Annotated in this window: 10 protein-coding genes; 6 read left to right on the top strand and 4 right to left on the bottom strand. The window is 73.5% G+C overall.

All coding sequences use genetic code 11. The features are described 5' to 3' along the window. Positions 1-37 precede the first annotated feature (37 nt). From RMN56_RS02130 to RMN56_RS02140, 3 genes are read left to right on the top strand one after another with little or no spacing between them, the layout of a single operon-like run. The gene (locus RMN56_RS02130; RefSeq protein WP_313722170.1) at positions 38-751 is read left to right on the top strand and encodes a DUF1223 domain-containing protein; all 714 of its coding nucleotides are present in this window, start codon (positions 38-40) and stop codon (positions 749-751) included. Positions 752-788: 37 nt separating this feature from the next. Next, positions 789-1988, top strand: coding sequence for an MFS transporter (locus RMN56_RS02135; protein WP_313722171.1), 1200 nt, complete (start codon positions 789-791; stop codon positions 1986-1988). A gap of 11 nt (positions 1989-1999) precedes the next feature. After that, a complete protein-coding gene (locus RMN56_RS02140; RefSeq protein ID WP_313722172.1) occupies positions 2000-2977 on the top strand; it encodes a DUF817 domain-containing protein in 978 nt (325 codons plus the stop codon). Here RMN56_RS02140 and RMN56_RS02145 read toward each other — a convergent pair. Together RMN56_RS02145 and RMN56_RS02150 are read right to left on the bottom strand one after the other, a co-directional pair. Continuing rightward, complete coding sequence (locus RMN56_RS02145) at positions 2952-4601, bottom strand: glycoside hydrolase family 10-like protein (protein WP_313722173.1); 1650 nt, start codon at positions 4599-4601, stop codon at positions 2952-2954. The genes RMN56_RS02140 and RMN56_RS02145 overlap by 26 nt on opposite strands. Positions 4602-4748: 147 nt before the next feature. Next, positions 4749-5951: a S1 family peptidase gene (locus tag RMN56_RS02150; protein WP_313722174.1), complete on the bottom strand. Its 1203-nt coding sequence runs from the start codon at positions 5949-5951 to the stop codon at positions 4749-4751. Positions 5952-6457: 506 nt separating this feature from the next. Between RMN56_RS02150 and RMN56_RS02155 the strand changes: the two genes are divergently transcribed. The 3 genes from RMN56_RS02155 to RMN56_RS02165 are packed head-to-tail and all read left to right on the top strand — an operon-like array spanning position 6458 to position 9956. Next, the gene (locus tag RMN56_RS02155; protein ID WP_313722175.1) at positions 6458-7786 is read left to right on the top strand and encodes an MFS transporter; all 1329 of its coding nucleotides are present in this window, start codon (positions 6458-6460) and stop codon (positions 7784-7786) included. Positions 7787-7831: 45 nt separating this feature from the next. Next, positions 7832-9457 carry a PP2C family protein-serine/threonine phosphatase gene (locus tag RMN56_RS02160; protein WP_313722176.1) on the top strand — a complete coding sequence of 542 codons (1626 nt, stop codon included), beginning with the start codon at positions 7832-7834 and terminating at the stop codon, positions 9455-9457. 58 nt (positions 9458-9515) lie between these two features. Continuing rightward, entirely contained in the window at positions 9516-9956 is a 441-nt protein-coding gene (locus RMN56_RS02165) for an ATP-binding protein (RefSeq protein ID WP_313722177.1), read from the top strand. 25 nt (positions 9957-9981) lie between these two features. Here RMN56_RS02165 and glpK read toward each other — a convergent pair whose 3' ends face one another. Beyond that, a complete protein-coding gene (gene glpK / locus RMN56_RS02170) occupies positions 9982-11499 on the bottom strand; it encodes a glycerol kinase GlpK (protein WP_313722178.1) in 1518 nt (505 codons plus the stop codon). 194 nt (positions 11500-11693) lie between these two features. Next, positions 11694-12005, bottom strand: a complete 312-nt coding sequence (locus RMN56_RS02175; RefSeq protein WP_313722179.1) for an NIPSNAP family protein — start codon at positions 12003-12005, stop codon at positions 11694-11696. Between the last annotated feature and the right edge of the window lie 34 nt (positions 12006-12039).

The raw sequence follows: 12039 nt of genomic DNA on the forward strand, positions 1-12039 counted from the left end.
GCCGCCAGCAGCACCGACGGACGCCAGGAGCCACGCCATGACGGACCTCTCGCCCACCGGGCCGCCGCGGGCCGGCGACGGCGGCTTCGCCGTCGTGGAGATGTTCACCTCGCAGGGCTGCGAGAGCTGCCCACCCGCCGAGGAGGTGCTCACCGAGATCGAGCGGGACGCCCGCACGCGGGGCGAGCCGGTCTTCGCCCTGGGCTTCCACGTCGACTACTGGGACCACCTGGGCTGGCCCGACCCGTACGCCGCGGCGGCGTACACCGCCCGGCAGGAGGCGTACGCCCGGGCCTTCGGCACCGGACACCTGTACACCCCGCAGATGGTCGTCAACGGCACGGCCGAGTTCGTCGGCTCCGACCGGCGGCGGGCCGCCGAGGCCATCACGTCCGCGCTGTCGGCGCCGGCCACCACGCCGCTCGCCCTGTCGGTCGGCGACGCGGGCGGTGGGCACGTGGTGGTGGACTACCGGGTTGAGCGGCCGCCCGCGCACGGCATGCTGCACGTGGCGGTCGTCGAGCGGGGCCTGGAGAACGACGTCCCCCGGGGCGAGAACGCCGGCCGCCGGCTGCGGCAGGACAACGTGGTGCGCGCCTTCACGTCGGTCGGCCTGGGCGCCGAGGAGGGCCGGGTGGACCTGGCGGTGCCGCCGGATCTCGACCCCGCGCAGGCGTCGGTGGTCGGCTACGTGCAGCAGGAGGGTGAGCGGGCCGTGGTCGGCGCCGCGGCCGTGGACGTGTCCGCCTGAACCCGCCCGCGCGCCGCCCACCCGAGGAGCACGCCCGATGAGCACCGCTGAGCCGAGGCGCCCCGCATCGAGGGCCGCCCTGTTCCTGCTCGCCTCGATCATCGTGTCCTTCGTCGCCGCGTCGACGGCCCCCAGCCCGCTGTACCCGATCTACCAGTCGCGCTGGCACTTCTCGCCGATCACCACCACGCTGGTGTTCGCCGTCTACGCCGTCGCGGTGCTGGCCGCCCTGCTCACCGTGGGCAAGCTCTCCGACCATGTCGGGCGGCGCCCCGTCCTGCTCGCCGCGATCGCGGTCCAGGTCGTCTCGCTGGTCATCTTCGTCCTCGCCGGCGGCGTACCGGCGCTGGTGGCCGCCCGTGTCGTGCAGGGCGTCGCGGCCGGCGCCGCCACCGGCGCGGCGGCCGCCGCCATGCTCGACATCGACCGTGCCCGCGGCACGCTCGCGAACTCGATCGCCCCCGGCATCGGAACCGGGGTCGGTGCCCTGCTCTCCGCGCTGCTCGTCCAGTACCTGCCCGCGCCGACGCGCCTGGTGTACGTCGTCCTGGTCGTGGTCCTGCTCATCCAGGGCGTCGGGGTCGCGCTGATGGCGGAGACGGTCACGCCCATGTCGGGGGCGCTGCGGAGCCTGCGGCCGGAGATCCGGCTGCCCCGCGCGGTACGCGGGCCGCTGCTGGTCGTCGCGCCGGTCGCCTTCGCCGTCTGGGCCCTCGCCGGGTTCTTCGCCGCGCTCGGCCCGGCGCTCGTGCGTGCGCTCATGAACTCCTCGACCGTGGCCGGAGGCCTGAGCATCTTCGTCTTCGCCGTCTTCGGGTCGGCCGCCATCCTCGTGCTGCGCGACCGGTCCGCGCGGACCGTCATGCTCACCGGCATCGCCGCGCTCGTGGTCGGCATGATCATCACGCTGGTGTCGGTCTCCGCCGACTCCATCGCCGGCTTCTTCGTCGGCCTCGCGTTCGGGGGCGTCGGCTTCGGGGGCGGCTTCCAGGGCAGCCTCAAGACCCTCACGCCGCTGGTCGAGGCGCACGAGCGCGCCAGCGTGCTCTCCCTGCTCTACATCGTCTCCTACGTCGGCTTCGGCCTGCCCACGGTGATCGCCGGCTTCCTCGTGGTCCACGGCGGCGGCCTGCGCCGGACCGCCGAGGAGTACGCCGTCGCCGTCATCGTGCTCGCCGTGGTCGCCCTGCTCGGGCTGCGCGGGACGACCCGGACGGCCCCGGCGGGCCCGCGATAGCGTCGAGGGTGATGCTCAACCCGTCCGGACCGGCCGCCCTGACCACGGCCGAACGCGCCATCGACACCCGCTCGCGCGCGATTCTCGCCCGGCTGCCCCGGCACGGGCCGGCCGGCTGGCTCATCGAGTTCGCGGTCTTCGGGCTCAAACAGGCCTGGGCCTGCGTCTTCGGCGGGGCGATGCTGGCGGTCATCTTCGCGGCGCATCTCTGGTATCCGCGGGACCCGGCGTTCGCCCGCAACGACTTCCTGACGCTCGCGGCCGTCGCCATCCAGGTCGCGATGGTGGCCGGCCGCCTGGAGACCCTGCGCGAGCTGCGGGTGGTGGTGCTGTTCCACCTCGTCGGCACGGCCATGGAGTTGTTCAAAACCGAGGTCGGCTCCTGGTCCTACGCGTCCGACGGCCTGCTGAGGGTCGGCGCGGTGCCCCTGTTCAGCGGCTTCATGTACGCCGCGGTCGGCTCCTACCTGGCCCGGGTGAACCGGCTGTTCGACCTGCGTTTCACCCGCTACCCGAGGCGCTGGGTGACGGCGGTGCTGGCCGCGGCGATCTATGCCAACTTCTTCACCAACCACTACGTCGTCGACGTGCGGTGGCTGCTCATCGCCGCCGTCGCGCTCGTGTTCGGCCGCTGCGTCATGCAGTTCCGCATCTTCCGGTTCCGGTGGCGCATGCCGCTGCTGCTGGCCTTCCTCCTCGTCGCCTTCTTCATCTGGCTCGCCGAGAACATCGCGACCTGGTCGAACGCCTGGCTCTACCCCAGCCAGCTGGGCGGTTGGCACCTGGTCTCGCCGGCGAAGCTCGCCTCGTGGTTCCTCCTCATGATCATCTCGGTGGTGCTGGTCACCTGGATCTCACCGCCCCAGCCGCCCGACCCGCCGCAGCCGCCCGACGACCCGGGGCCGGCCACGGCGGCGGGCCCCGGTGCGGCCGACGTACCGGGCGGGGCGCCTCCCGCCACCGTCACGCGACGGACGCCGGTGCGCTGAGCCCGCCCTCGTTGCCGCTGCGGTCCAGCCCGGAGACGCAGTAGGTGAGGGGTGCGCCGGCCGGAGCGGCCGGATCCACCCAGTCCCGACCACGGGTGGTGCCGACGAGCCGGGCCGTGCCGCCGTCCACCCGGTAGACGGCGAAGCCCACGGCGTCGTCGCCGCGCCAGGTCAGCGCCACACCGCCGGTGTCCTGACGCCGCACGCCGGTGAGGGCGGGTGCGGGCGGCGGCGCCGCCGGCAGCTGGGCCATCGTGGGCAGCAGCGCGGGGGCGGCGTAGTGCGCCCGGCTGTACCGGCTGACCGCCCCGAGCCGGTCGGCGCGCACCTGGCGGGCGCTGAAGTGCACGCTCCCGCTCACCCCGTGCCGCCGGTTCAACGCGAGCTGCCGGTCCAGCTCGGCCGGATCCCGCCAGGCGCCGCGCTCGCCGACCCGGTAGTCGGCCTGGCCGATGTAGAGCTGCACCCGGGTGCCGCGCACCGTGGCCGCCCACCACGGCAGCAGCTTGGCGTAGTCGGCCTTGCCGAATCCGATGTGCCAGTAGAGCTGCGGCACGACGTAGTCCAGCCACTGCCGCCGTACCCACAGCCGGGTGTCGGCGTAGATGTCGTCGTAGCTCTGCAGGCCGGCGGTGGGTGAGCCGGCCGGGTCGGTGCGCTTGTTGCGCCAGATGCCGAACGGGCTGATGCCGAACTTCACCCACGGCTTGATCGCCTTGATCCGCTCGCTCATCTCCCGCACGAGGGTGTTCACGTTGTCCCGGCGCCAGGCGTGCCGGTCGGCGAACCGCCCGCCGTAGCGGGCGAACGCCGCGTCGTCCGGGAAGTCCTGCCCGGCCTCCGGATAGGGGTAGAAGAAGTCGTCGAAGTGCACCCCGTCGACGTCGTACCGCTGGACCGCCTCCAGCATCGCGTCCTCGACGAACCGGCGCGCCTCGGGGATGCCGGGGTTGAAGTAGAGGCGGCTGCCGGGCTTGTCCGCGCTGGGATAGGTCACCACCCAGTCGCGGTGCCGCCGCAGCGGGTGGGTCGGCGCGAGCTGGTCCAGGTGGGGGCCCGGTCCGCCCACGGTGGCCGGTTGGCCGCCGCGGTAGGGGTTGAACCAGGCGTGGAACTCCAGGTTGCGGGCGTGCGCCTCGGCGACCATGAACTCCATCGGGTCCCAGCCCGGGTCGCGGCCGTCGCGGCGCCCGGTCAGCCACTCCGACCAGGGCGCGTAGTTCGACGGCCAGAGCGCGTCCCCGCTCGGCCGCACGTGCACGAAGACCGCGTTGTGGTGGCGCCGCACCGCCAGGTCCAGCCACCCGCGGAACTCGGCCCGGGCGGCGTCGGCCGGCAGCCCGCGCCGGCTCGGCCAGTCGATGTTGTTCACCGTCGTGATCCACATGCCGCGCAGCTCGCGGGTCGCCCGGGCCGGCCGGCCCGCGCAGTCCCGGCCACCGCCCGCCGGGCCGGCGACCGCGGCCACCCCACCCGGTGCCGCCGCGCCACCGTCGCCGGCGACCCGGTCGCGCAGTGCCCAGGCGCCGACCCCGCCCACCACGGCGAGCGCGACGGCCACCGCGACGAGCGCCCGGGTGCGGCGGCGGGGCACGGGCGGCGAAGTCGTCTCGGCGGAGGGCATCGCCCCAGTCTGCCAGCGCCGCCCGGCGGGTGAACCGGCCGGAACCGCTTCTTGACGGCCGCCCAAGGCGCCGGCGTGGGCCGGTCCCGGATGGACCGGCCCACGCTGTTCGGTTCCGCGGTACGCCGGCGTTGCGGCGTCGGGGCCTCAGCCCTGGATGAGCGAGGCGCCGTAGTAGGTCAGCGACCCGATCTGGGCGTCACCCACGGGCCGCAGCAGCGGGGCGTACCAGACGGTCCGCGAGCCGTTGGGGCTCACGCCCGGGCAGGTCGCCGTGCCGAGCACGCCGGCGGAGACCGTGCCGCGCGCGTCGACCCGGCCGTCCGACCGGTACGAGTACACCGGTCCGCCGCTGTCGCCCGGCGCGGCGGCGCAGCCCCCGGCGACGATGTGGTTGGCCTGCGTCACCGGCCCGATCACGTACCCGATGTTGACGAACTGGTTGACCACGTCGACCCGCAGGCTGCAGTGCTCACCGCTGGAGGAACCACCGGTGCAGACGTAGTTGCCGACGTAGTCCGAGGCGGCGCCGCCGACACCGATGCTGGTGGCCGCGTTGTACGGCCCCGTGTAGATCCGGCCGCCGGCCGCGACCCTGATCATCAAAGTGTCCCGCGGGTTCCAGTCGTTGATGATCGGGCCCATGGTGTTGGTGGGGCCACCACCGTCGTACGCGACCTGGCCGTTCGCGCCGCAGTGCCCGGCACTGAGGATCTGCCGGGCGTCGTTCCAGTACACCCCGAAGCCCGTGGTGCAGCCGCCGCCGGCGTAGTAGCGCGCCCCGCCCCAGTAGGGGGCGAAGTCGTTCTGGCGGTTGAGCGGCGTGGCGCTCGGCGTGGTGCTCACGCTGAGCGGCAGCCGCGCGGTACGCAGGACGTCCCGCCTGCCCGACGCCAGCGCCTTCCCGGAGACGGTCACCGCGAGCCCGCTGCCGTCGACCTTGGCTGCCACCGAGACGGCCCGCGGGTCGGCGGCGAGCCGCTGCGCCTCGGCGACCATCTCGCGCTGGTGGAACCGGGCCGGCTTGAACGTCACCGGCACGGAGAGCCGCCGGGCCAGGTCACGGACCGACCCGGGCACCCGACCCTTCCAGTAGACGGTGAGCCTCCGGGCCTCGGGCGCGGCGACCACGCCGGCGAAGCCCTCGCCGCGGGCGGCCGTGATCTCGCCGGCCGCCGCGTTGAGCCGGTCCTGCTCGGCGAACAGCGCACGCCAACTGGCGAACCCGCCCGGCACGGCCTCGGCCGGCTGGGTCGACGGTGTGACGGGTTTGCCGTCGGCCATGGCCGGCGCCCCGAGGGCGCCGGTGGCGACGATCGCGGCGGCCAACGCGAAAAGGGTACGGCGCATGACCGTCCCCCCGCGTCCGCCCGATGTCATTGGACTCATGCGGTGTTACCTCCTGAAGATGAGAGCCGCCGGGTCGACAATTCCCCCGGTCGCCCTCGAATTCTGCGGCGCTGAATTTCCTTCACCAGGCTCCTGCTACCAAACAGACTCAGCCATTTACCCCGAGGGGGTCGGCGTGCGACCATTGCCGGTTCTCTCCGCACTGGCGATACCTGGGCCATGAGCAGGGGAAATACCGTGCCTCCACTGCTGTTCGGCAATTCCGGAACACTGTCGGAAAAGCGCTTCCACATTGGTTGGCTGTTCACTTTCCGCGGGGCCGTCGCGCACCTGTCACCCGCATTTCACAAAGCTCCTTCCCGTCCTCATTTCGAGCCGATCTCGCCATGTCGCAAGGCCGACAAAGGAGACCGGAGCGCCACTTCCACCGGGGGCCGGGTCCGCTCGACTTCTGCCCTGAGGCGATTTCGTTGTGGAGCGGCGCCCCGGTCGTGTCGGGTGGGCCCATGCCCCCGGACGCCGTGCCGCCCCGCTTTCCGCGATCCTCGCCCTACTGGCCGGTGGTGAGTCATCCGCTGCTGCGCCGGGTCCTGCCCGGGCTGGCGGTGTCCGCCCTGGGTGACGGCATGGCCCTGGTCGCGGTGACCTGGCTGGCGTTGCAGCTCGCGCCCCAGGGTCAGCGCGGCACGTGGACGGCCGTCGCGCTGGCGGCGTACACCCTGCCCAGCGCCGCCGGCACCATCGCCTTCGGCCGGCTCCTGGCCGGTCGGAGCGGGGCGCAGCTCGCCGGCTGGGACGCCGTCCTGCGCGCCGGCGCCCTCGCCGCCATCCCCGCCGCCCACCTCGCCGGGGCACTCAGCATCGGCGTGTACGTGGCCCTGCTCGCCGCGTCCTCGCTGCTGCACTCGTGGGGCTCCGCCGGACGCTTCACGCTGATCGCCGAGCTGCTGCCCGAACGGGATCACCTGCCGGCCAACGCGGTGTTCGCCATCCTGGGCCAGGCCGCCACCATCGCCGGCCCGCCGCTGGCGGGCCTCCTGATCGGCGTGGCCGGGCCGGTGTGGGTCCTCGCGCTCGACGCGCTCAGCTTCGCCGTGCTGGCCCTCACCTACCGCCTCGTCGTTCCCGCCGGCAGGCGCGCGGCGCCGACGGAGGCGATCCCGTCCCGCACGGCCGGCTTCGGCGTCATCCGCGAGCACCGGGCCCTGCGCGGCCTGCTGGCCGTGACCTTCGGGTTCTTCCTGCTCTTCGGCCCGTTCTACGTGGCCATGCCCGTCCTGGTCACCGAAGAGCTGCGCGGCTCCGCGACGACCCTCGGGCTGTACTACACGGCGTTCGGCGCCGGTTCCCTCCTCGGCGGTCTCGCCACCGGCCACCTGCGCCGCTGGCCGCTGTGGCCCACCATCATCGGCATCGTGGTCGGGTTCGGCGCCGCCATGCTGCCGCTCGGCCTGGACGTGCCCGTCGGCCTCTCGCTGCCGGCCTTCGCCCTGGCCGGCCTCCTCTGGGCTCCCTACACGTCCACGTCGATGGCGCTGTTCCAGCGCAGCGTCACCGGCGCGAGGCTCCCGCAGGCCCTGGCCGCCCACGGCGCGGTGGTCGTCCTGGCGGTGCCACTCGGCACCATGCTCGGCGGCCCCCTGACGGCCGCGCTCGGCGCCCGGCACACCCTGCTGCTGTGCGCCGCCGCGACGATCGCTCTCGGCGCGGTCGCCGCCGGGCTCGCCCGCCCGCACCGCGGGCCGCCCCCGACCGGCGACGAGCCGGACGGGACCGGCCCGGCGCCCGAGCGGCGACTCCGACCGGACGACGCCGTGGGCTCGGGCACCCCCTGAGCCCAGCGCCCGACCGGGGTAGGAGGGTGGGGCTATGGTCGGGCGGTGGATGAGCTGTTCGAGCCGGCAGGGACGCTGCGCTCGGCGTACCGCGAGGTGGACTGGGCGTCCACGTCACTGGGCCCGGTGCGCGACTGGAGCCCGACGTTGCGTGCGGCCGTCGACCTCACCCTGCACTCCCGGTTCCCGGTGACGCTGTTCTGGGGCCCGGAGTTCGTCATGGTCTACAACCAGGCCTACGTCGAGTTGATCGGGCAGAAGCATCCGGCCGCGCTCGGCGCCCCCGCGGCGCGGGTGTTCGCCGAGATCTGGGACGTCATCGGGCCGATGCTCCGCTCGGTGCGGTCGACCGGGCGCGCGACCTGGACGCGGGACATGCGGCTGCTCATGGACCGGCGCGGCTATCCCGAGGAGTGCTTCTTCACGTTCTCCTACTCCGCGGTCCGCGGCCCGGACGGCCGGGCCGAGGGCGTGATCGACATCGCGACGGAGACCACCACGCAGGTGCTGTCCCAGCGGCGGCTGATCATGCTGGTCGGGCTCAGCGACGCCCTCAGCGGCCTCGAGGACCCGGCGGAGATCCTCGACCGGGCTCTGCGGGTGCTGCGCACCGATCCGCAGGACCTGCCGGACGTCGACATCCTCGTCGCAGACGCCGCCGGCGACGCCGGTCGCCCACCGCTGCCCGCGCTGTCGTCGACGATCCTCCGCGACGGGGACTTCGCGCTGGAGACGACGGCCGACGTCCCCGTGATGCGGATGCGCCTGCCGGGCCCGGCACCGTCCGCGGAGACGGTCCTGGTGGCACGGCTGAGCCAGCACCTCCCCCTCGACGACGGCTACGTGGGGTTCGTGCGGCTGCTGGGCGCGACGGTGGCACAGGCGCTGCAGCGGGCCCAGGCGCGCCAGGCCGAGCGGCGGGTCGCGATCCTGGAACGGGACCTCTCCGAGCGGCTGCAACGCAGCCTGCTGACCCCACCCGCCCAGCCGCCCGGGACCGAGGTGGCGGTCCGCTACCAGCCCGCGGCGGAACGCGCGCGGATCGGCGGCGACTGGTACGACGCGTTCCTGCTGCCCGACGGCGCCCTCACCCTGGTAATCGGGGACGTGGCGGGCCACGACCAGCAGGCCGCCGCGGCCATGGCGCAGATCCGCAACGTGCTGCGCGGGGTCGCGTACACGGCGGGGAAGCCGCCGGGCGGGGTGCTGGAGGGCCTGGAGGCGACGACGCGGGGCCTGGGCGTGAACGTGTTGGCGACCGCGGTCCTGGCCCGGCTGGAGCAGGCCGGCAACGGCGTACACACCCTGTCGTGGTCCAACGCCGGGCACCCGCCGCCGGTCCTGGTCGCCCCCGACGGGACCGCGACCCTGCTGCGCACGCCGCCGGAGATGCTGCTGGGCGTCCAGGCCGGCGTCGCGCGCGGCGACCACCGGGTCACCCTCGCGCCCGGCAGCGCCGTCGTCCTGTACACCGACGGCCTGATCGACCGGCGCGACGCGATCATCGACGACGGGTTGGCGGAGCTGGTGCGGAGCCTCACCGGCCGGCACGGGTCGACCGCCGAGCAGCTCTGCGACGAGTTGCTGGCCCGGTTCGCCGCCAGCAGCGACGACGACATCGCCCTGCTCGTGCTGCGGATCCCGCCGGAGCCCGCCGGCACACCGGGGTAGGGCGGCCGGGCCGGGGTGAGGCGGGCGGATAAGCGGAATGCAGGTAGCCTCTTTTCCCATGGGCGGTTCCGGACCGCCGGCCGACATCAACTCCACGGGGGCCGGGCACGCGCGAGGGGAGACGTCGTCTCTGCTCTCCCGGGCCTTCACGGCGGCCACCATCACGGAGCTGCGGCATGCCGTCGCCGCGGCCCTCGCGGCGGCGGGGCTGGCGGGCGAGCCCGCCGAGGACTTCGTCCTGGCGGTCCACGAGCTGGCCACCAACGCCGTACGCCACGGCGGCGGCGCGGGCCAGCTGCACCTGCGGCGGCAGGGCGACCTCCTGCTCTGCGACGTCGTCGATCATGGGGCGGGCGTCGACGCGCCGCCGATCCGGCAGGTCGCCGGGGACGCGGCGGGCGGCCGGGGCCTCTGGCTGGCGGACCACCTGGCCGACTCGCTGAGCCTGCACCGCCGCGTCGACGGCCTGACCGCCACGGTCACCATCGCGCTGCGCTGACCGGATCGGTGCGGGACCGGCACCCTCAGTCGACGTCGACCCAGTCGAGGGTGCGGCCGACCGCCTTCTTCCACCGGGCGTAGCCGGTCTCGCGCTGCTCCGGCGACCAGGTCGGCTGCCAGCGCCGGCTCTCGTTCCAGTTCTCGCGCAGTTCGTCGGTGCTCTTCCAGAACCCGACGGCGAGCCCGGCCGCGTAGGCGGCGCCCAGGGCGGTGGTCTCGGCGACCACCGGGCGGCTGACCGGCACACCGAGGATGTCCGCCTGGAGCTGCATGCAGAGGTCGTTGACCGTGACGCCGCCGTCGACCTTCAGGCACTCCAGGGGCACCCCGCAGTCCTGCTCCATGGCCTCGGCCACGTCGCGGCTCTGGTAGCAGATCGACTCCAGGGTGGCCCGGGCGATGTGCGCGTCGGTGTTGAACCGGGACAGTCCGACGATCGCGCCGCGGGCGTCGGAGCGCCAGTACGGGGCGAACAGCCCGGAGAACGCCGGCACGAAGTACACGCCGCCGTTGTCCTCGACCTGACGGGCCAGGATCTCGCTCTGCGCGGCGCTGCTGATGATCTTGAGCTGGTCGCGCAGCCACTGCACGGCCGAGCCGGTGACCGCGATCGAACCCTCCAGCGCGTAGACCGGCGCCTCGTCGCCGAACTGGTAGCAGACCGTGGTGAGCAGCCCGGCCGTGGACCGCACGATGTCGGTGCCGGTGTTGACCAGCATGAAGTTGCCCGTGCCGTACGTGTTCTTCGCCTCGCCCGGCGCGAAGCAGACCTGCCCCACCGTGGCGGCCTGCTGGTCGCCCAGGTCACCGGTGATCCGGACGGGGCTGCTGAACGGCCCGTGCGGCACCGTGCTGCCGTAGGAGCGCGGGTCGGAGGACGGCCGGATCTCGGGCAGCATGGCCCGCGGGATGCCGAAGAACGACAGCATCTCGTCGTCCCAGTCGAGCGTCTCCAGGTTCATGAGCATCGTGCGGCTGGCGTTGGTGGGGTCGGTGACATGCACGCCGCCCTCGGTGCCGCCGGTCAGGTTCCACAGCAGCCAGGTGTCGGTGTTGCCGAAGACGGCCTCGCCCCGCTCGGCCGCCTCCCGGACCCCGTCGACGTTCTCCAGGATCCACTGGATCTTCCCGCCGGAGAAGTACGTCGCCGGCGGCAGCCCCGCCCGGCTCCGGATGACGTCGCCCCGGCCCTCGCGTTCCAGCGCCGAGGCGATCCGGTCGGTGCGGGTGTCCTGCCAGACGATCGCGTTGTAGTAGGGCCGGCCGGTCCGGCGGTTCCACACCACCGTGGTCTCACGCTGGTTGGTGATGCCGAGCGCGGCGAGGTCGGAGCCGGCCAGGCCGTGCTCGTTCATCGCGGTCTGGACCACCGTCTGGGTCCGTTCCCAGATCTCCAGAGGGTTGTGCTCGACCCAGCCCGCCCGCGGCAGGATCTGCTGGTGTTCGAGCTGGTGGCGGCCGACCTCGTTGCCGCCATGGTCGAAGATCATGAAACGGGTGCTGGTGGTGCCCTGGTCCACGGCGCCGACGAAGTCAGCCATGCGGGGGTCTCCTCACTACGGGCGGCGCGGGTGTCATCGTGACGTGAACCGTAGGAAAGGTCGCGAGGCCGGGTCAACGAAACCCCCCTCACACGAGCCGCGCCATGCGCACCGACGGCCGCTCACCCCGCAGATGCCGCTCCTGATGCTGCGCACCGCCCCAGGTTCCGCACGGGTGGCGGGAGATCGTGGGATCAGTCGGTCGGCAGGAGTGGGCGCATGAAGGTGCGTTCGTAGCGCAGGACGCAGCCCGACTCGTCGCGGATCCGGTCGGCCGCCACGAACTCCGGGTCGTCGCCGAACCGTGCGCGGTAGCGCTCGTACGCCGCCAGGCTCTCGAAGCTGAACAAAGCCTCGGCCCGGTCGCTGGCTCCCTCGGCGGGCAGGAAGTAGCCGTGGTGCACGCCGCCGTGCTTGGCCACCAGCCGCATCCACTCGCGGGCGAAGCGTTCGAACGCCTCGATCTGCGCGGGGTCGACGGTGTAGTGCACGACGCAGGTGATCACGACGCCCACCCTACGGGCCGCCGTGCCGGCGCTC

The organism is Micromonospora halotolerans, assembly GCF_032108445.1.
Lineage (GTDB): Bacteria > Actinomycetota > Actinomycetes > Mycobacteriales > Micromonosporaceae > Micromonospora > Micromonospora halotolerans.